We start from the raw sequence: 19354 nt of genomic DNA, 5'->3' as shown, positions 1-19354 counted from the left end.
GGCATCGGCTGCAGAACGGTGGCGGTAAGGGGGCGTGACAGCCGGCTTCTAGGGTGGGTCTTCGAGCGCCCCTCCGCCTGCCGCCATGATCCCCACCTCCGACCTCCATGTGGTGGAGACCCGGCCGCTGGTGGCGCCGGCGGTGCTGCACCGGGAGCTGCCCCTCGGCGAAGCGGCGGCGGCGGTGGTGGCCGGCGCCCGCGAGCGCATCAAGGCGATCCTGCACGGCCGTGATTCGCGCTTGCTGGTGATCGTGGGGCCCTGCTCCGTCCACGACGTGACAGCCGCCCAGGAGTACGCCGCTGCCATTGCCCGGGTGCGGGCCGAGCACCTCGATCAGCTGGAGATCGTGATGCGGGTGTACTTCGAGAAGCCGCGCACCACCGTGGGCTGGAAGGGGCTGATCAACGATCCCCATCTCGACAGCAGCTACGACATCAACACCGGCCTGCGCCTGGCGCGCGGTCTGTTGCTCCATCTCGCCGAGCTCGGCCTTCCCGCTGCCACCGAGCTGCTCGATCCGGTGGTGCCCCAGTACATCGCCGATCTGATCAGCTGGACGGCGATCGGCGCCCGCACCACCGAAAGCCAGACGCACCGCGAGATGGCTTCGGGCCTGTCGATGCCGATCGGCTTCAAGAACGGCACCGACGGCAGCGTCATGACGGCGATCAACGCCATGGAGGCGGCCGCCCGCCCGCACCATTTCCTCGGCATCAGCCGCCAGGGCCATGCGGCGATCGTGTCCACCACCGGCAACCCCGATGGCCACCTGGTGCTGCGCGGCGGCAAGGGCGGCACCAACTACCACCCGGAAGCGGTGGCAGCGGCGGCGGCCTCGCTGGCCAAGGCCGGCTTGCCGGCGCGGCTGATGGTGGACTGCAGCCACGGCAACTCCAACAAGGACTACCGCCTGCAGGGCCAGGTGCTGGCTCAGGTGGGTGAGCAGCTGCGCCAGGCCGCCTGCCCGGTGATGGGCGTGATGATCGAAAGCCACCTGGTGGCGGGCAATCAGAAGATCCCGGCGGATCTCTCCCAGCTCACCTACGGCCAGAGCATCACCGATGCCTGCATCGACCTGGACACCACCCGCGAGGTGCTCGCCGGCCTAGCCGAAGCGGTGAAGGAGGCTCAGCGCCAGGCGCCCACCGGCGAGGTGCTGGCAGCGGTCTGACCACCTGATGGTGTAGCTGGCACTCTCTAATCGTGAGTGCCAGATTGATGCTCTGCAACGAACTGTTCAGCTGGAACAGTCGCTGGAGTGAATCTCCCTAATTTGCCTTCACCACGTTGCAGGGAAGGCGGTATGTCTTATCTATTGCAATTCTGCGGATTGTCAGAGCCGCTGCAGATGTTCTATCTGGAGCAGACATCTTCCGCCGCCGGCCACAGCGGCCCCGTCTTCGCCGGCTTCCGCCCCTTTCAGCTCGATGACCTGCTCGGTTGGGCCCTGGCCTCCTCGCAGCAGCGGGGCTGGGATCCTGAAGGCATCCAGCGCACCGTGCTGAACGTGTGGATGGAGCGCGCCGAGGTGATCCGTCAGTGGCAGCTGCGGCTGCGGGAAGAGCCCAGCGACCGGCTGATCGTGGCGGGCCTGGGCACCCGCGACGACTGGCGCCACCGCTGCGAGCGCATGCTTCAGGCCTGAGCGCCCAGCAAACTCCAGAGCAGGCCCACCGCCACCGGCACGGCCAGGTTGTCGATGCCCAGCAGGGCAAACTGCTCCAGCAGCATCGCTACCGCCGCAATCGCCACCAGCGCCGGCAGCGACGGGCCCAGCCCGCCTCCCGCCTGCAGGGCCAGCCGCAGCGCGGCCAGCACCGCCAGGCTCACCAGCCCCATCGCGCTAGTGCCCAGCAGTGATTTGCGCTGGCCGGCGATCGTCCAGCTCGGCGAGGCGATCGACGCCCCCAGCAGGCCCGCCAACCCATCGCCGCAGGCCATCACCAGCACCCCGGCCGCCACCGCATCACTGCGCTGCGGCCAGAACAGGGCCAGCAAGGTGGTGATGGCGGCGCCGTAGGCCACGGTGCCGTAGCTGGCGCGGCCCACGTCCTCCACCGCCGGCAAGAGGCGGAAACGGTGGTTGAGCGCCGCCGCCACGGTGACCGCCGCCGCCGCCGGCAGGGCGATCCAGCGCTGGATTCCCAGCCCCCAGGCGATCAGCACCACCGGGCCGGTGCCGATGTGCAGCACCTTGCGGCTCCACTCCGCCCGCTGCGGCCAGCGCGCCCGGGTCTGCAACGCCAGCAGCACCACCAGCGCCAGCCACAACAGAACGGCTGCAACCCCGAGGGCCTGCCGCCATTCCTCGCCCAGCCCCTCCCACCAGAGCGGCAGCGCCAAGGGCCTCAGGCGGCCTGCTGGAAGTTGCTCATCAGCCGCAGCTTCATGATCGCCTTGGCCTCCAGCTGGCGCACCCGTTCGCGCGACACATTGATCGCGCGGCCGATCTCGGCGAGCGTGAGCGGCTCGGAGCCCTCCAGGCCGAAACGCAGCTTGAGGATCTTCTGCTCCCGCTCATTGAGCTGGGAGAGCCAGGCGCCCAGGTGCTCCTTCTGCAGGCTGCGGTCCATGTGGTCCATGGGCTCGTGGCTGGCCGGATCGGCGATCAGCTCACCCAGGGTGCTGCGGTCTTCCTCGCCGCGGGCGTGGGCGTCGAGGGAGGCACAGGGAGCGCTCTGGGCGATCAGCTCCTCCAGCTCGCGGGGCTCCATGCCCATGGCATGGGCCAGCTCCAGCCGGTTGGGCTGGCGGCCGAAGCGGTGCGACAGCTCGCGGGTGATGCGCCGCATCTTCGAGAGCTTCTCGGAGATGTGGATCGGCAGCCGGATCGTGCGGGCGCTGTTGTCGATCGCCCGGGTCATGCCCTGGCGGATCCACCAATAGGCATAGGTGGAGAACTTGTAGCCCATGGCCGGATCGAACTTGTCGACGGCGCGCTCCAGCCCGATCGCCCCTTCCTGCACCAGATCGAGCAACTCGAGGCCCTGGTTCTGGTACTTCTTGGCGACGCTCACCACCAGCCGCAGGTTGGCGGCCATCATGCGGTCGCGGGCACGGGTGCCCATGCGGATCTGGTGCCGCTGCCGCACGGTGAGACTCTCGGGAGGCAATTCGAGCAGGCGTTTCATCCCCTGCACGTGATGCGCCAGTTCAATCTCTTCAGCCGCCGTAAGAAGTGGTACACGGCCGATGTTGCTGAGATACCAGCCGATCGAATCGACGCTCAAGCGCCCACTGGACCGCTGTTGACCCACCCGCGGCGGTGGCTTGATGCCGCCGCCCGCAGCCGAAGCTGCAGATGTGGATCGCGGAGGTGTCCCCATCACCCCGGCCTCCTGCTAGTTGTGGCCGGAACATAGCAGAGGCATACCGATGAAAGGGTAATGAATCGGTTACTTTTGCCACAAATAAGTCGTCACATCTTTGTTTCTCAATTATTCGTGTGCGGCGTGCCTGTTGTGGTGGCCTGTGTTTCGCCACGTTGAGCGTCGGCCGCCCGCCAGGGGCAGTGGCCACCGCTGTGCGCAGACCCTGATCCGGGCTCAGGCGTTGGCCGCGGGTTGCAGCGAAGTGCGCCAGCCGTTGATCAGATCCAGCTGGGCGCAATGCTCCTCCCCTTCCGCCTGCCGTTGGATGAAGGTGCCGTCGGGTTGCATGTCCCAGGCGGCGACATTGTCATTGAGATACGTATCGAGCAGCCGATCCAGCACCAGGAGCTGCACCGGATCCTTGATCGGCGCCACCGCTTCCACCCGCCGATCCAGGTTGCGGGGCATCCAGTCGGCGCTGCCGAAATACATTTCCGGCTCGCCGCCATTGCCGAAGCGGAACAGGCGGGAGTGCTCAAGAAATCGCCCGATCACGCTCACCACCTTGATGTTGTCGCTCACGCCGGGCACGCCCGGACGCAGGCTGCACATGCCCCGGATCACCAGCTCAACAGTGACCCCGGCCTGGGAGGCCGCATAGAGCAGGGCGATGATCGGCGGATCCACCAGCGAATTCATTTTTGCCCGGATCGAGCCGCCGAGGCCGGCGCGGGCATGGTCGATCTCGCGCTGAATCAGCCCCTCCATGCCCTTGCGTAGCGTGACCGGCGCCACCAGCAGGCGGCGGAAGCTCTGCTGCTTGGAGAAGCCGGTGAGGTAATTGAACAACTCCACCAGATCCTTGCCCAGGTCCTCGTTCGCCGAGAGCAGGCCGATGTCGGTGTAGAGGCTGGACGTTTTGGAGTTGTAGTTACCGGTGCCGATGTGCACGTAGCTGCGCAACCGCTCCTTCTCTTTGCGCACCACCAGCATGATCTTGGTGTGGGTCTTGAGGCCGAGCACCCCGTACACCACATGCACGCCGGAGCGCTCCAGCTGACGGGCCCACTGGATGTTGTTGTCCTCGTCGAAGCGAGCCTTCAGCTCCACCAGCGCCATCACCTGCTTGCCGTTCTCGGCCGCCCGGATCAGCGCCGAAATGATCGGCGAATTCTTGGAGGTGCGGTAGAGGGTCATCTTGATCGCCATGACCGAGGGGTCATCGGCAGCCTGGTTGATGAATTCCTCCACCGAGGTGGCGAACAGGTCGTAGGGGTGGTGCAGCAGCACGTCGTTGCGGCGCAGCACCGCGAAGATGCTCTGGAAGTCTTCGGCCTTGAGCGAGCCATCTTCCAGGCGGCTCTTCTGGGTGCGTGCCAGGGCCGCGTTGGTGCGGCCGATATGCGGTTTGTCCTTGAGCTGGGGCAGGGGTATGGCCAGCAGGCTCATCAGGTCGTCGAGGCCCAGGGGGCCATTGATCCGGTAGAGGTCTTCCGGCTCCACATCGGTGGCTTCCACCAGCTGCTCCACCACCTCCTCGGGCATCTCATCGGCCACCTCAAGGCGCACCACCTCGCCGCCCCGCCGCCGCTTGCGCAAGCCTTCCTGCAGCGCCTCCATCAGATCGTCCGCCTCCAGATCCCGCAGTTCCAGGTCGGCGTCGCGGGTGATGCGGAAGAAGTAGTGCCCCTCGATCGTCATGCCGGGGAACAGCAGTTGCAGGTTGAAGGCCACCACCTGCTCGAGCGGCACGGCGCAATACACCACGTCCTTGGCGTTGCGGCCGCTGAGCTCGGTGGGAATCTCCACGAAGCGCGGCAGGTTCTTCTGCGGCACCTTCACCCGGGCGAACTGCTGCTGGCCAGTGTCCGGATCGCGGATCAACGCCGCCACGTTCAGGCTCAGGTTGCTCATGAACGGAAACGGGTGCGCCGGATCCACAGCCAGCGGGGTGAGCACCGGAAAGATCGCCGTCTTGAAGTAGTCGTCGGCCCACTGTTTCTGGGCCTTGTTGAGCCGCTGGTAGTCGAGCAGGTGCACGCCGTGCTCCGCCAGGCTGCGCTTCATGTGGCCGCGATAGTGCGCCTGCTGCTGTTCCAGCAGCGGCCGCAGCCGCTCATGAATCGCCTGCAGCTGCTGCTTCGGGGTGAGACCGTCGTCGCTGAGGGTGTCCACACCCGCCTCCAGCTGCGACTTCAGCGAGGCCACCCTCACCATGAAGAATTCATCGAGGTTGTTGCTGAAAATGGCGCTGAATTTCGCCTGTTCGAGCAACGGCGTGCGGGGGTCGAGCGCCTGGGCCAGCACCCGGCTGTTGAAGGCGATCCAGCTCAGCTCCCGGTTGATGTAGAGCTCCGGGGCCACCACTGGTTCACGCATCACCCACTGCCCTCAGGATCTTTGCCGGCACCAACGTAGCCAGCAACCTGGATCACTTCTGTACAGCGGTTGCTTGCCTTTGCGCCCCGGCCTGGGGTAGCCCGAAGGCGATCAGCACCGCCACGCCCGCCAGCAGCACGATGCTCAACCAGAACGGGCTCTTTTCGCCGATCAGTTCATAGGCCACCCCGGCCAGCGGCGGGCCGATGAAGCTGCCCAGGCTCTGCAAACCCTGCAGGCTGCCGAGGGCAGCGCCCTGGCCGCCGCTGTCGAGCCGCCGCGACACCAGGCTGCGCAGGCTGGGGGTGACCAGACCGGTGCCCGCCGCCAGCACCGCCACCGCGACGAACACCAGCGGCTGGGCGGTGGCGGGGGTGGCCAGCGGCACCAGCAGCGTGCCGGCGATCACCATGCCCAGCCCCGCCATCGTGAGCCGCCATTCGCCGAACCGCTTCACCAGCGGCCCGATCAGGCCCCCCTGCACCAGCGTGGCCACCACGCCTACCACCAGGAAGGCCGCGGCCGACAGGCCCGGCCCCCAGCCGAACATCTCCTTGAAATAGAGCACCAGCACGGCGGTGAAGCCGTTGAACGCCAGGAAGAACAGGAAGAAGGCCAGGCACAGGCGCCGCACCTGCGGGTTGCTGAACACCTTGCCCAGCTGGCTGAGCGGGTTGAGTTCGCGCTTGCGCGGCAGCGCCTGGCGTGCTTCCGGTGGATGGGTTTCCGGCAGGGCGGTGAGCACCAGCACCAGGTTCACCGCCGCCACGGCCACGGCCACCAGCAACGGCAGGGTGAGGCTGATCTCCGCCAGCAGCCCCCCCAGGGCAGGGCCGAGCATGAAGCCCACGCCGAAGGCCACGCCGATCAGGCCGAACGCCTTGGCCCGCTTCTCCGGTGGGCTGATATCGGCCAGCACGGCACCGGCGGTGGCGGCCGTGCCGCCGCTCACGCCATCGATCAGCCGCGCCACGAACAGCAGCGGCAGCGGCCAGGCACTGCCCGCCGGCCAGGGCACCGCCAGCGTGAGCGCAAAGCCGCCCAGGCCGAGCACCGAGCCGGCCACACAGCCGGCGATCACGGGCCGCCGCCCGAAGCGGTCGCTGAGGGCGCCGATCAGCGGCGTGAACAGGAACTGGGCCAGGGCGTAACTGCCCGCCAGCAGCCCCAGCGTGCGGCCATCGCTGGTGAAGCTGGCCAGCAGAAAGGGCAGCAGCGGAAACACGATGCTCTCGCCCAGCCTGTCGTTCAGCAGGGTGAGGAAAACGCAGAAGCGGGTGGAAGGGCGCGGCCAACCCATGGCATCAACGCGCGGCAGTGCCCATACCTTCCCATGGGAGGCCGCGGGTGGTCACCGGCGCTGGCGCCAGCCGGGTGGGACTGGCCGCGCCTGGAACTACTGGCCGCGGCGCCAGCTGTGGAAGCGTTGCAGCAGCACCAGGGTGCGCTGGGGGGCATGGGCCCGTTTCCAGGCTCCGGCGGCGTACTTGCTGGCTTCCGAGAAGGTGGGGTAGGCGTGGATGGTGGAGAGGATGCGGCCGAGCCCGAGCCGCCAGCGCATCGCCAGCACGAATTCCGCCAGCAGTTCGCCGGCCTGCTCCGCCACGATCGTCACCCCCAGGATCCTGTCGCTGCCGGGCGGGGTGAGCACCTTCACGAAGCCGGTTTCGGCGCTTTCCACGATCGCCCGATCCAGCTCCTGCAATGGAAAGCGGGTGATCTCCACCGCCACTCCCTGCCGGGCGGCCTCCGCTTCATTCAGCCCCACCCCCGCCACTTCCGGATCGGTGAAGGTGGTACGCGGAATCACCCGCCCATCGACCTGAAAGCGGCGGAACGGGGCGAACAGGGCGTTGACACTGGCGTACCAGGCCTGGTGGGGCGCGGTGTGGGTGAACTGCCAGGGGCCGGCCACATCGCCGGCGGCGTAGATGTTCGGGAAGAGGGTCTGCAGTGCGCCGTTGGTGTCGATCGTGCGGCCGGTGGGAATGCCCAGCTCCTCCAGGCCATAGCCGCTCAGCCGCGCCTGCCGGCCGATGGCGCAGAGCACCTCATCGCACAGCCGTTCGCTGTGCACCGGCGCCTCCGCAGGGCCGGTGCTGATCAGCACCACCTTCGCTCCGCCGTCAGCGTCTTGTGGCCGCCGCTCGAAGCCACGCACCGTGCAGCCGGTGATCACCTCCACGCCATCGGCTTCCAGGGCCTGGAGCACCAGCGCGGCGGCGTCGGGGTCTTCGCGGCTGAGCAGCTGCGGGCCCCGCTGCAGCAGGGTGACCCGGGCGCCCAGGCGGGCCAGAGCCTGGGCCAGTTCACAACCCACCGGTCCGCCCCCCATCACCACGAGGCGCGGCGACGTCAGTGGACAGTCGCGCAGGGCCTGCCAGACGGTTTCGCTGGTGAGCAGACCCACCCCATCGGCGCCCGGCAGATCCGGCAGCACCGGGCTGGCGCCGGTGGCCAGCACGATCGCCGGCGCCGTGAGCCGTTGCTCCTCGCTGCCGTCACCCTTGCGGATCGCCACGGTCCAGGGGTCGATCAGACGGCCATGGCCGCGCAGCACCTCCACCCCCAGCCCTTCGTAGCGCTCGGCGCTGTCGTGGGGGGCCACCGCCGCCACCTTGGCGAACACCCGCTCCAGCACCAGCGGCAGCGACACGCTGGGGTTGTGGGGGGTGAGGCCGTAACGATCCGCCCGGCGCATGCGTGCCGCCTGGCGGGCCGTGGCGATCAGGGCCTTGCTGGGTACGCAGCCGGTGTTGAGGCAGTCGCCGCCCATGCGATCGGCTTCGATCAGGGTCACCTTCGCCTTCACGGCGGCGGCGATGTAAGCCGTGACCAACCCCGCCGCGCCGGCGCCGATCACGATCAGGTTGCGATCGAAGCGGGCCGGCCGCCTCCAGGGGCGGTAGAGCCTCCAGCGCTTCCAGCCCTCCAGCCCCAGCCGCGCCAGCCAGGGGAAGGCCCCCAGCAGTGCCAGCGACAGCAGCAGCGGCGGCGTGAGGATCCCCTCGAGGCCGCGCAGCTGCGCCAGCTGGGTGCCGGCATTCACGTAGACGAGGGTGCCGGGCAGCATGCCGATCTGGCTGGCGAGATAAAAGGTGCGGACGGGCAGCGGCGTGAGCCCCATCACCAGGTTCACCAGCACAAAGGGAACCACGGGCACCAGCCGCAGGCTGAGCAGGTAGAGCACCCCGTCGCGGCGCAGGCCCGCCTCGATCGGCGCCAGCCGCGCGCCGAAGCGCTGATGCACCGGCTGGCGCAGCAGGGTGCGGGCCAGCAGGAAGGCGATGGTGGCGCCGGCGCTGGAGGCGAACGACACCAGCAGGGTGCCGAGCCCCAGCCCGAACACCGCTCCTCCGGCCAGGGTCAGCACGGCGGCGCCGGGCAGGGAGAGCCCGGTGACCAGCACATAGGCGAGGGCGTAGGCGGCGGCGGCGCTGAGCGGGGCCCGCTGGCGCCAGACCAGCAGGCCGGTGCGGGCGTCACGCAGGCCTTCGACGCTGAGCACCTGGGGCAGGTCCAGCAGGAAGAACAGCGCCACCAGCACAGCCAGCGCCAGCAGCAGCAGCCAGCGCCAGGCGCCGCCCGCAGCGGCGGTGCGCGTCAAGCCGCCAGTGCCCCGCCGCAGCTGGAGCCGCTGCCGGCGGTGCAGCCGAAGCAGTGGTCGGCCACCTGGATCGGATCGCCGCTGGGGTCACGCCGCAGCAGATCACGCAGGTGGGGGCGACCGGCGGGATCCGCCGCGGCGGCCGGATCGCCCGCGAGCCTCAGGCCCAGCTGCTGGTTGAAATCACAGTCGTAGAGGTGGCCCTGCCAGTCGACGCTGATCAACCGGCGGCACATCACCTGCTCCAGGTTGGCGTCGCGGTGGCTGCGGCGCAGCAGCTCCAGGTAGCCCTCCAGCTGCCCCTGGGCGCTCAGCACCGCCGCGAACCGCTGCACCGGCATGTTCGCCAGGGCATAGAGGCGGTTGAACACCACGCCGTGGTCGGCCGCCAGCACGCGCCGGTAGTCGGCCTCCAGCGGCTCCTGCTCCGGCGGCAGCACCGGCCCCTGGGGGTTGAACACCAGGTTCAGCTCCAGGCCCGTGCCCGGCTGGCCGTAGCCGAGGGCATTGAGCTGGCGCAGGCCGTCGATGCTGCGCCGGAACACGCCGGAGCCCCGCTGGCGCTCCACGTTGTCCTGCAGGTAGCAAGGCAGCGATGCCACCACCGTGACCCCCTCTGCGGCCAGAAAGGCGGCCAGATCCTCCTGGCCCGGCTCCTGCAGGATCGTCAGGTTGCAGCGGTCGATCACCTCCACCCCCAGGGCGCGGGCGCGGCGCACCAGGTCCCGGAACTGGGGGTGCAGCTCCGGTGCGCCGCCGGTGAGATCGAGGCAACGCACGGCGCGGGCCGCCAGCACCGGCGGGATCAGCGCCAGGGTGTCCGCCGTCATGCTTTCGGTGCGGCTGGGCCCGGCGTTCACATGGCAGTGCACGCAGGCCTGGTTGCAGCGGTAGGTGAGGTTCACCTGCAGGGTGTCGAGCCCCTGGCGGTGCAGCGCCGGGAAGGCGGTGGCGGCCATGGCGGGCCGGATCGGGCTGGGGGACGGGGCGGACATCGCGCGGCTGGGGTCAGATCGTGTCGCCGAGCACCTGACGGCCTGCGGGCCTGGCGCCGTGGCCACCGAGCGGCTCGACGCTGACCGACACGCTGCTGGCCTGGCTGGTGGGGGAGGTGGGAATCGGCATCGCCACATGGCCCCTGGCGTCGGGCACGAAGGGCACACAGCCCACCAGACGGCCGTTCACCTTGGCCCAGAGCCGGTAGGTGTGATCAGGCGGCGGCGGCGGCAACCCGTCCACCAGCAGCATGTTGTGGCTGGGGTTGCCGGTGACGATCACCGTGCCGCTGGCGGCGCCCGCACCTGCGCCCGCCATGGCCCGCAGCGGCATCTGCCGGCTGACCGCGCTGAGCGGCGCACCGCTGGTGGCCAGTTGCTGCTGCAGCTGGGCCAGTTGGGTCTGGGTGCGGTGCAGCTGCACGCCCACCGCCAGCAGACCGAGGCCGAGCGCGGCGGCGATCAGGCCGGGCAGACGTGGCGTGGCCGGGCGCGCCAGCAGCCGCTGCCGCAGGGCAGCCGGCGGCGTGCTGGTGGCGGGCAAGGCCAGGGGCAGCAGCTCCAGGGTGGTGCTGAATTCATCGAGCCGCTGGCGCAGGGCAGGTTGCTGGCGCAGGAGTTTGGCCAGCTGGCCGCGCTCCGCTTCGTCGAGGTCGCCGAGCGCGTGGCCGGCCAGCAGGGCCTCCACGTCGAGTGGTTCGCCTGCAGCGTCGTGGTGGCTGAGCGGGTGGTCGCTGCTCATGGCTGGGGGTGGAAATCGATCAGCAGCGTCCGCAGGCGGATCAGCCCCTGCCGGGCGCGGGTTTTCACGGTGCCGAGCGGCAACTGCAGCCGTTCGGCGATCGCCGACTGGCTCAGGCCTTCGTAATAGGCCATCTCCAGCACCTGGCGCTGGTTGGCGGGGATCGTCTCCAGGGCGGAGCGCACCCGCCCGGCCAGGTCGTCGGCCTCGGCGCAGTCCTGCGGGTTGCGCACGGCGGCCGGGAACAGCTGGGACGACCAGCGTTGCACCAGCTGCCAGCGGTTCTGGCGCTGCTGGATGCGGTTGAACGCCATCGAGCGGGTCATCAGCAGCAGGTAGGCCAGCACCGGACCGCGCTTCGGGTCATAGCGGCCCTGCTGCCAGTAGCGCACGAACACGTCGTGGCAGAGGTCCTCGGCTTCCTGCGGGGAGCGGCACAGGCGCAGCGCCAGCCGGTAGACCGGCGCGCCGCAGCTGTCGTAGAGGGCGGCCAGATCCTGGTGCTGCCCGCTGCCGGCAGGCTGGGGCGGCGTGGCGGCGGCCTCCGCTTCGGAGCGGCTCACGGGCACGGTGAGGGTGGATCGGAACGGCATGGTGGGAATACCGCCGACCTCCCGGATCGGATGGGGCGGGGCCAGCGGTGTTGGCCAGCGGCGGCCGGCAAACCGCCGCTGCCGGTCACCGGTATCCCCTCCGCACCCTTTGGCCTCGAACGTTCCGTGATCACGTTTTCCCTTTCCAGCGTCAGCCGCGCTGCCGCGGCGCTGGTGCTCAGCGGCACCACCATGCTGGCGGCGCAGGCCATGGAGCCCCAGCAGCAACGGGGCACCTTCATCAAGGCCGAAGCACCGGTGAGCGGCGGCTTCGTGATCAAGAACGAGGGTGGCAAGCGGCTGCTGATGCTCAGCAGGGACTTCAAGACCAACGACATGGCCCCCGACCTCAAGGTGGCCTTCAGCCCTTCGGCCACCCCCCTGGCCGGCAGCAAGCCGCCTGCCTACCCGCTCAAGCCAGGCAGCTACACGGTGCTGGCGCCGCTCAAGGCCAGCAAGGGCGGCCAGACCTACGTGATCCCCGCCTCGATCGATCTGAGCAAGCAGAAGTCGGTGCTGATCTGGTGCCGCCAGTTCAACGCCACCATGGCCTGGGCACCGATCCAGCCCGCGAAATAGGCGCCCGGAGGCGCCATGATCGGCGCCATGGATGCGGCCCCGACCCAGCTCAGCCACCTCAACGCCAGCGGTGAGGTGCACATGGTGGAGGTGGGGGACCGTCCCGCCAGCGATCGCCGCGCCGTGGCCGAGGGCTTCATCGCCATGGATCCGGCGGTGCTGTGCCTGGTGCTCGAAGGCCGCGCCGCCAAGGGGGATGTGCTGGCGGTGGCGCGGGTGGCGGCGATCCAGGGCGCCAAGCGCACCTGGGAGCTGATTCCCCTCTGCCACCCGATCGCGCTCACGGGCCTGGAGGTGCGCATCGAGCCCAGCGCCGATGGCCGCGGCCTGCGTCTGGAAGCCGCCGCCCGCACCACCGGCCCCACCGGCGTGGAGATGGAGGCGCTCACTGCCGTGCAGGTGGGCCTGCTCACCCTCTACGACATGGTCAAATCCGCCGATCCGGCCATGACCATCGGCCCGGTGCGGCTGCTGAGCAAGACGGGGGGACGCCACGGCAGCTGGTCCCATCCCGGCGCCGTGCCCTCCTGAGCCGTCACCCCCGATGAGCAACAGTGCGGCCCCGCTTGAGCCCTACCCCCGCGAAGGCCTGCCGTTGGAGGAGGCCCGCCGCCAGGTGCTGGCCGCGCTCACGCCCCTGGCCGGCAGCGAGACGCTGCCGCTGGCGCAGGCCCTGGGCCGCGTGAGTGCGGCGCCGGTGCTGGCGGCTGCAGCGGTGCCGGGCTTCCGCGCCTCGATCATGGATGGCTACGCCCTGGCCGCGGCCAGTGTCCCGCAGGTGGGACACTCCTGGCGCTTGGTGGGACGCTCGGCGCCGGGTGCCCCCTACGCCGCGCCGCTGCTGGAGGGGGAAGCGATCCGCATCCTCACGGGTGCGCCGCTGCCGGAGGGGGCCAGCCGGGTGCTGCCCCAGGAGTTGGTGGAGGCCGATGGCGCGCACCTGAGCCTGGTGCGCGAGGCGGGCCCCAACCCCTGGATCCGCGCCGCCACCGAAGAGGCCGCACCCGGCCAGGAACTGCTGGCCGCCGGGGTGCGGCTGGGCCCCGCTGATCTGGGCCGGCTGGCCAGCTGCGGTGTGGCGAACCTGGCGCTGCGGCGCCGGCCCCGGCTGGGGCTGCTGATCAGCGGTGATGAGCTGGTGCCGGCCGGCAGCCCGCGCGGGCCGGGTCAGATCTGGGAGAGCAACGGCACCCTGCTGGCGGCGCTGCTGGCGCGCCTGGGGGTGGAGGTGGCCGAGCAGCGGGTGGTGGCCGATGCGCCCGAGCGCCTGCGCGCCGTCCTGCTGGAACTGGCCGCCAGCTGCGATGTGGTGGTGAGCACCGGCGGCGTGTCGGCGGGCGACAGCGACTGGATCCGGCCGCTGCTGGCGGAGCTGGGGCAGGTGAGCTTCTGGAAGCTGTTCCTCAAACCCGGCCGCCCGTTCGCCTTCGGGCAGCTGCAGCGGCCCGGCGCAGACGGCACCGTGCCGTTGTTCGGGCTGCCCGGCAATCCGGTGGCCGCGGCGATCACCGCCCTGCAGCTGCTGGTGCCGGCGTTGCAGGTGCTGGAGGGGGCGCCGGTGCAGCCGTTGCCGCGCCTGAAGGTGCGGCTGGCCGCGGAGCTCAAGCGTGGAGCCGGCCGCCCCGAGCTGGCCCGCGCCCGGCTGCAGGTGGGCCCGGAGGGGGAGCTGCTGGCGCTGGTGGAGGGCAGCCAGGCCTCCTCCCGCATCGGTTCGCTCCAGGGCGCCGACCTGCTGTTGGAGATCCCGGCCGAGCTGGGCACGCTGGCGGCCGGCAGCGTGCTGTGGGCCCAGCTGCTGCGCCTGCCGATCTTCTGAGCGCCTAGCTCAGTAGGCCGTGTTGCCCGCCACCCAGGTGCCCACGCCGCCGCTCCACTCCCGCTTCCAGAACGGGGCCTCGTGCTTGAGCGCTTCGAGCAGTTCCTGGCCGCCGCGCTGAGCCGGGCCGCGGCGGTCGGCGCTCACCGCCACCAGCACGATCGTGTCCCCCGGCAGCACCCGCCCCACGCGGTGATCCACCCGCACCGCCCGCAGGCCATGGCGCTGGGCGCAGTCGGCGGCGAGGCGGGTGATCTGCGCTTCCGTCATGCCGGGGTAATGCTCCAGTTCCAGGGCCTCCAGCGGCGCCCCTGCCGCCGTGATGCCCCGCACCCGGCCGATGAAATGGGCTTCGGCAGCGGCGGGCTCGGCGCCGCCGGCCGCCAGGCTCCGCTGCCAGGCGGCGAGCGCGACGAGTGGATCGAAGGGTTCCGGGTGCAGCTGCAGCTGCAGGGCGCCGGTGTCGGGGAGCGGATCAGCCACCGGCTTCAACCCCCACTGATCGGTGGCAGGAAGGCCACCTCGGCGCCGGGCGCGAGCGGCTGGTGAACCCCGGCGAACACCTGGTTCACGGCCACCCGCACCTGGGACGGCAGCGTCTCCCCCAGCCCCAGTTGCGGCCACAGGCTCGCCGGGGTGGGGGCCGGGGCGCCGGCGGGCAGCTCCACACGGCGCTCCGCCCAGCCGGCCTGCTCCCTGAGCGCGGCGAACAGCCGCACGGTGATCACGGTGGCGTTCACGCTGGCGGTCACGGCCGTGTGGCCACCAGCACCCGGTGGCGATGGTCGGAGGCGACGCGACGCAGCCCCACGAAACCGGCCTCGCTGAGTGCCGCCGGCAGGTCGAGGCGGAAGGAGTCCTCCAGGTAGGGCTCGGTGCTTTTGAGCAGGGTTGCCAGCGGCGGCGGCATGGCGCGGATGGCCTCGGCGGCGGCATGGTGCCAGGCGTGGACGCGCCCGCCGGCATCACGCACCCGCGCCACCGCCAGCATCTGGGGGGAGAGATCGAGCCCGCTCACCCGCACGTCGCCATGCTCGTGTCGCTCCAGCCAGGCGGCGAGCCAGCAGAGGTTGCCCTCCTGGTAGGCGTGGAAGCGGGCGCGGATCTGCGTGGCCGGGTTGGTGCAGGCCTCCAGCAGCGGCTCCGCCTGGCGGCGCAACTCCTCCCGGCGCTGCCGCCAGGGGATGCCCCGGGTTTCGGCGGTGCGGATCATCATGCGCCGCGCCTGCAGAAACAGCAGCTGCCGCAGCGGTTCCACCGCCAGCACCGCCGCAATCAGCCGCCCCAGCGCCGTGCGGTCATCGACCCAGTTGGGGGGAGTGCTGGCGGAAAGGCTCATGCCGGTAGGTCCAGGAACACGGCAGGGCGCAGATCGGCGAGCAAGCATCCGCAGGCAGTTCGCCACCACGATGGCAGCGGAGGGAGCCCACCGCCTGCGGTCCTCCCATCTCGCTGCTCACCCACGTCCCTCAGCCCGTTCGTCCATAGGCAGCCCTATCTAGATTCGGCCCTGCGATGAATCCTGGTCAGCCTCGATGAGCGGATCCTTTGTTGTCTGCGGAGAAGGCTTGCGCCTGCGGATGTTGTCCCTCGTGGGTGTCACCCTGCTGTTGGGCGGCGCGGGCCCGGCCATGGCCAGCAGCACCACCAGCTCTGCCAAGGACGGGGGCGTGCAGGCCGTGTTCGCTACGCAGCAGGAGGCCGAGGCAGCGGCGCCCCGCTTCGGTTGCAAGGGGTCCCATCGCCACGGCAACGTCTGGATGGCCTGCGCCAGCCACCCTCCCGCCGGCGGCAGCCAGAAAGGCGGTGAACAGAGTGGCGGCCAGCACGGCGGTCACTCGCATTGATGGGCGACTCCGCGTGCGGCGCCAAGCCGAAGCTGGTGGCCATCGGCATCGCCCCCCTGGGGATCATTTCGATCGGCATCGTGCCGATGGGGGTGGTGAGCATCGGTGTGGTGCCGATGGGGGTGATCAGCCTCGGGGCCGTGGGCATGGGGGTGATCAACCTCTGCGTGGTGGGGATGGGGGTGGTCGTGGCCGGCGTCAATGTGATGGGCGTGTGGTGGACGGGCCTTGAGGGCATGGGGCCGTTCCGGCAGGGGCCGATCCCGGCGCGCGTGCACCATCACCACGGCGCCGCGCCGCCGCCCGCGGCCCTGATGGCCTACCCCAGCAAGGAAACGGCGCTGCAGAAGGCGAAGGAACTCGGCTGCGAAGGCGTCCATGCCATGGGCGAGCTGTGGATGCCCTGCAGCGAACATCCCGGCGGCCACGGCGCGCACTAGCGGCCTCAGCCTTTAGCGCCTGCCCGCAGAAAGGCTTCGGTCTGGGCTTCGTTCCAGCTGATGCCGCCGAGCCAGCGGCCGATGGAGGCGGCGATCGCCGCGGCTGTGAGCAGCCAGGGCAGCACGGCGGCATTGCCCTGCAGCGTGAACACGAACAGGCCGCAGAACAGCGGGGTGCGGCAGGCGCCGCTGAACGCCGCGGCGGCGGCGACCGCGGCCAGCGCCGCCTGTTGCTCCGCCGGCAGCTGCTGCAGCCAGGGGCCCACCAGCACCGCCCCCAGGCTCATGGAGTCGTGCATCAGGCCGCCCGGTGCACCGATCGCGATGCTCAGCAGGGGCCCCAGCAGCCGCGGCAGCGGCGCCCACCAGGGGCTGTCGGCCGTGCCGGCCAGGGCCGGGCCGAGCGCCAGCGAGCCGTCGTTGAGGCTGATGCCGCCACTGGCCATCGCCAGCAACGTGAACAGCGCCGCGATCACCACCGCTAGCGGCAGCCGCCTGGAGCGCAGCCAGGGGCCGAGCCACTGGGCCAGCGGCACCAGCAGGCGCACCAGCACCACCCCCGCCAGCGCCGCCAGCACAGTGATCAGCAGGGCCAGCGGCAGCAGCTCGGGCGCCATGGCCACCGCTACCCCTTCCGCCAGGCGGGCGGGCTGGCCCAGACCCGTGGTGAACAGGGTGCCGATGCCGGCGAGCACCAGGGTGGGCATCACCAGGTTGAAGCCCGACACCGCGCTGAGCTCTTCGAGCGCGTAGGCGGCACCCAGCAGCGGGGAGCGGAAGGCGGCCCCGAGACCGGCACCACCGCCGATCGCCGCGGTGAGCGCCAGCGGTAGCTGCTGCAGCGGCACCAGCCGGCGCCGCAGCGCCAGCAGCAGGGCTGCACCGAGGGCGGCGGAGGGCGATTCGGTGCCCACGCTCAGCCCGGCCAGGTGGGTGAGGGCCAACAGGGGCAGGCGGGCCAGTTGGTGGCGCAGCGACAGGGGGGCCAGGGCGCGCTCGCGCTCGGCGTCGCTGCGGGCTGTCTGCAGCGCCATCACACCGGTGAGCCCACCACCCCGGCCCGCTGCCAGCGGCCCCCAGGCCAGCAGCACAAACAGCAGCGTGGCCCCAGCCGGCGCGAGCACCAGCAGGGGATCCAGCGCCCCGTCGCCGCCGAGTGGCCAGAGCCGCTGCAGCCGGAAGCCCAGCTCCGACAGCCATTGGTAGGGCAGTTCCGCCAGGCCGATCAGCGCACCGGCCAGCAACAGGCAGAGCGGGAAGGCGAAGCGGTTCATGCCGGGGTGAGGCGGGTGTAGGAGCGGACCAGCTGCCCCAGCACCAGCGCCAGGGCGAGCAGCGTGAGCGCCAGCGGCAGCTGGGAGCTGGCGGGCAGCACGGTGGCGATCAGCACCAGCAGCCCCGTGCCCTCCTGCTGCAGGAAGCCGGTGAGCGCGGAGGCCTGCCCGGCCTGGGCGGGAAAGGATTGCATCGGCATCGCCAGGCCGATCGGCACGAGCACACTGGCGCCGAAGGTGATCACCAGCATCGGCAGGAACAGGGAGAAAGTGTCGAACCAGCCGCCCAGCCCCAGCCCCACCATCAGCAGCCCACCGAGCAGCATTGCCCCCAGCCCGAAGCGCAGCAGCCATGGCTGCCCCCTGGCCACCACGAACCGCACCACCATCAGCGCACCGGCGATGTAGGCCACGGTGAGCCCGAGCGAGAGGGAGCCGAAGCCCGCTGCGTCGAAACCGAAGCGCGTCTCGTAGATGAAGGGACTGGCGGCGTCGTACAGGGCGATCATGCCGGTGGCGACGGTGGCGATCAGCGACGGCAGCAGGAAACGGGCATCCACGGCGAGCCGCAGGTAGCTGCGGCCGATCGCCGCCACGGATGGACGGGTGGCGGCCGCCGCCAGCTCCCGGCTGAGCGACTCAGGCAGGGCGCGGGCCAGGTAGAGGGCGGTGGCGAGCCCCAGCGCCGCCACCAGCAGGAAATCCACCCGCCAGCTGGTGGCGCGCCCGATCAGACCGCCCACGAAGGGGGCGAAGCCGAGCGCCAGCGCGAAGCTGATGCTGGCGAACGACATCGCCCGCGCCAGCTCCCGGTTGCTCAGCACATCCCGCAGCGCCGCCCGCGACACCGAGGTGCCGCAGCCGGCCCCGATCCCCTGCACCACCCGCAGCAGCCGGAACGGCTCGAAGCCCGGCACCACGGCCAGCAGCAGGCTGGCGGTGATGAACATCCAGAGCCCGGCCAGGGCGATCGGCCGGCGACCGTGCCGATCGGAGAGCGGCCCCCAGATCAGTTGGGAGGCGCCGTAGCCGAGTGCATAGGCGGTGACGGTGGTTTGCGTGGCGGCGGCATCGACGCCGAAATCACTGGCCAGCTGCGGCAGGGAGGGCAGATCGATGAACAGGCCGGTCTGGCCGAGCGCCGCCCCCAGACACACGTACAGAATCACCGCCAGGTTGCTCATCCGCCCTCACCCGCTGAGGGTTGCGCTGCATGGCCCACGAGGATCCCGCCGTCACTGTCGATGTGCTGCAGCGGGTGAAGCCTGGCCGCACGGAAGCTTTCGAGGCGGCCCTGAGCGAGCTGGTGGCCGCAGCCCGCCGCTGTGAGGGCCATCTGGGCGTGAATGTGTACCGCCCGGTGGATGAACACGATTCCACTTACCGGATCGTGTTCAAGTTCGCGCGTCTCAGCCAGCTGCGCCGCTGGGAGGTGTCGCCGCAGCGCCAGGCCCTGCTGGCGCGCGTGGCGGAGCACACGCAGGAGCCACCGCAGATCTCCGTGCTGAGCGGGCTGGAAACCTGGTTCACGCTGCCCCGGCAGCCGGGGGTGCCGCCGCCGCCCCGTTACAAGATGGTGGTGATCACCACCCTCACGATTTTCCTGCTGATCAACCTGATCAGCCTGGTGCTTTCGCCCCTGGTGCGGGAGCTGAACCCCCTGCTGCGCACCCTGCTGGTCACCGCCTCGACGGTGACCCTGATGACCTACGTGGTGATGCCAAGGGTGACGCGGCTGTTCCGCCGCTGGCTCTACCCGCGCGCCTGA

21 protein-coding genes are annotated in these 19354 nt (G+C 70.5%); 8 read left to right on the top strand and 13 right to left on the bottom strand.

Annotated elements, in window-relative coordinates; translation table 11 throughout:
• Positions 1-85: 85 nt before the first annotated feature.
• On the top strand, positions 86-1174 hold the full coding sequence (locus KBZ19_RS07260; protein ID WP_094511234.1) for a 3-deoxy-7-phosphoheptulonate synthase: 1089 nt from the start codon (positions 86-88) through the stop codon (positions 1172-1174).
• 159 nt (positions 1175-1333) lie between these two features.
• Positions 1334-1648, top strand: coding sequence for a hypothetical protein (locus tag KBZ19_RS07255; protein WP_315855867.1), 315 nt, complete (start codon positions 1334-1336; stop codon positions 1646-1648).
• On the opposite strand, the gene KBZ19_RS07250 is transcribed toward KBZ19_RS07255, so the two are convergent.
• The 8 genes from KBZ19_RS07250 to KBZ19_RS07215 all read right to left on the bottom strand — a co-directional run bounded on the left by KBZ19_RS07250 (position 1639) and on the right by KBZ19_RS07215 (position 11630).
• The gene (locus KBZ19_RS07250; RefSeq protein WP_399220112.1) at positions 1639-2346 is read right to left on the bottom strand and encodes a diacylglycerol/polyprenol kinase family protein; all 708 of its coding nucleotides are present in this window, start codon (positions 2344-2346) and stop codon (positions 1639-1641) included. The genes KBZ19_RS07255 and KBZ19_RS07250 overlap by 10 nt on opposite strands.
• Before the next feature lie 5 nt (positions 2347-2351).
• Positions 2352-3329 (bottom strand): RpoD/SigA family RNA polymerase sigma factor, encoded by a 978-nt coding sequence (locus tag KBZ19_RS07245; RefSeq protein ID WP_094511236.1) that lies wholly within the window; start codon positions 3327-3329, stop codon positions 2352-2354.
• 219 nt (positions 3330-3548) lie between these two features.
• Positions 3549-5693: a polyphosphate kinase 1 gene (gene ppk1 / locus KBZ19_RS07240; RefSeq protein ID WP_255100422.1), complete on the bottom strand. Its 2145-nt coding sequence runs from the start codon at positions 5691-5693 to the stop codon at positions 3549-3551.
• Between the two features lie 52 nt (positions 5694-5745).
• Positions 5746-6993, bottom strand: coding sequence for an MFS transporter (locus tag KBZ19_RS07235; protein ID WP_255100421.1), 1248 nt, complete (start codon positions 6991-6993; stop codon positions 5746-5748).
• Between the two features lie 96 nt (positions 6994-7089).
• Positions 7090-9300 (bottom strand): FAD-dependent oxidoreductase, encoded by a 2211-nt coding sequence (locus KBZ19_RS07230; RefSeq protein WP_255100420.1) that lies wholly within the window; start codon positions 9298-9300, stop codon positions 7090-7092.
• Positions 9297-10295, bottom strand: a complete 999-nt coding sequence (gene arsS, locus KBZ19_RS07225) for an arsenosugar biosynthesis radical SAM (seleno)protein ArsS (RefSeq protein WP_255100419.1) — start codon at positions 10293-10295, stop codon at positions 9297-9299. The genes KBZ19_RS07230 and arsS overlap by 4 nt, the downstream gene beginning before the upstream one ends.
• A gap of 13 nt (positions 10296-10308) precedes the next feature.
• Positions 10309-11037: an anti-sigma factor domain-containing protein gene (locus KBZ19_RS07220; protein ID WP_255100418.1), complete on the bottom strand. Its 729-nt coding sequence runs from the start codon at positions 11035-11037 to the stop codon at positions 10309-10311.
• A complete protein-coding gene (locus KBZ19_RS07215; protein WP_255100417.1) occupies positions 11034-11630 on the bottom strand; it encodes a sigma-70 family RNA polymerase sigma factor in 597 nt (198 codons plus the stop codon). Before KBZ19_RS07215 ends, KBZ19_RS07220 begins: the two co-directional genes overlap by 4 nt.
• Before the next feature lie 126 nt (positions 11631-11756).
• Here KBZ19_RS07215 and KBZ19_RS07210 point away from each other — a divergent pair, with 126 nt between their 5' ends.
• Genes KBZ19_RS07210 through glp form a run of 3 tightly spaced genes read left to right on the top strand, consistent with a single transcriptional unit; the run spans position 11757 to position 14025 of the window.
• Positions 11757-12209 (top strand): DM13 domain-containing protein, encoded by a 453-nt coding sequence (locus KBZ19_RS07210; RefSeq protein ID WP_255100416.1) that lies wholly within the window; start codon positions 11757-11759, stop codon positions 12207-12209.
• Between the two features lie 27 nt (positions 12210-12236).
• On the top strand, positions 12237-12740 hold the full coding sequence (moaC, locus tag KBZ19_RS07205) for a cyclic pyranopterin monophosphate synthase MoaC (protein WP_255100415.1): 504 nt from the start codon (positions 12237-12239) through the stop codon (positions 12738-12740).
• A gap of 13 nt (positions 12741-12753) precedes the next feature.
• Complete coding sequence (gene glp / locus KBZ19_RS07200) at positions 12754-14025, top strand: gephyrin-like molybdotransferase Glp (RefSeq protein WP_255100414.1); 1272 nt, start codon at positions 12754-12756, stop codon at positions 14023-14025.
• A 9-nt stretch (positions 14026-14034) separates the two neighbouring features.
• Here glp and KBZ19_RS07195 read toward each other — a convergent pair whose 3' ends face one another.
• The 3 genes from KBZ19_RS07195 to KBZ19_RS07185 are packed head-to-tail and all read right to left on the bottom strand — an operon-like array spanning position 14035 to position 15364.
• A complete protein-coding gene (locus tag KBZ19_RS07195; protein ID WP_255100413.1) occupies positions 14035-14508 on the bottom strand; it encodes a molybdenum cofactor biosynthesis protein MoaE in 474 nt (157 codons plus the stop codon).
• A gap of 5 nt (positions 14509-14513) precedes the next feature.
• Positions 14514-14777, bottom strand: a complete 264-nt coding sequence (locus tag KBZ19_RS07190; RefSeq protein WP_255100412.1) for a MoaD/ThiS family protein — start codon at positions 14775-14777, stop codon at positions 14514-14516.
• Complete coding sequence (locus KBZ19_RS07185; RefSeq protein ID WP_255100411.1) at positions 14774-15364, bottom strand: hypothetical protein; 591 nt, start codon at positions 15362-15364, stop codon at positions 14774-14776. Before KBZ19_RS07185 ends, KBZ19_RS07190 begins: the two co-directional genes overlap by 4 nt.
• A 241-nt stretch (positions 15365-15605) precedes the next feature.
• Between KBZ19_RS07185 and KBZ19_RS07180 the strand changes: the two genes are divergently transcribed.
• Positions 15606-15872 (top strand): hypothetical protein, encoded by a 267-nt coding sequence (locus KBZ19_RS07180; protein WP_255100409.1) that lies wholly within the window; start codon positions 15606-15608, stop codon positions 15870-15872.
• Complete coding sequence (locus tag KBZ19_RS07175; RefSeq protein ID WP_255100408.1) at positions 15872-16312, top strand: hypothetical protein; 441 nt, start codon at positions 15872-15874, stop codon at positions 16310-16312. Before KBZ19_RS07180 ends, KBZ19_RS07175 begins: the two co-directional genes overlap by 1 nt.
• A gap of 5 nt (positions 16313-16317) precedes the next feature.
• Here KBZ19_RS07175 and KBZ19_RS07170 read toward each other — a convergent pair whose 3' ends face one another.
• Positions 16318-17586 (bottom strand): chloride channel protein, encoded by a 1269-nt coding sequence (locus tag KBZ19_RS07170; RefSeq protein ID WP_255100406.1) that lies wholly within the window; start codon positions 17584-17586, stop codon positions 16318-16320.
• Complete coding sequence (locus KBZ19_RS07165) at positions 17583-18770, bottom strand: MFS transporter (protein WP_255100404.1); 1188 nt, start codon at positions 18768-18770, stop codon at positions 17583-17585. Before KBZ19_RS07165 ends, KBZ19_RS07170 begins: the two co-directional genes overlap by 4 nt.
• 29 nt (positions 18771-18799) lie before the next feature.
• Between KBZ19_RS07165 and KBZ19_RS07160 the strand changes: the two genes are divergently transcribed.
• A complete protein-coding gene (locus tag KBZ19_RS07160; RefSeq protein WP_255100403.1) occupies positions 18800-19354 on the top strand; it encodes an antibiotic biosynthesis monooxygenase in 555 nt (184 codons plus the stop codon).

Source organism: Synechococcus sp. L2F (assembly GCF_024345695.1).
Classification (GTDB): domain Bacteria; phylum Cyanobacteriota; class Cyanobacteriia; order PCC-6307; family Cyanobiaceae; genus MW101C3.
The sequence above is the reverse complement of the archived record's forward strand: the minus strand, read 5'-3'. Positions and strand labels throughout refer to the sequence as shown.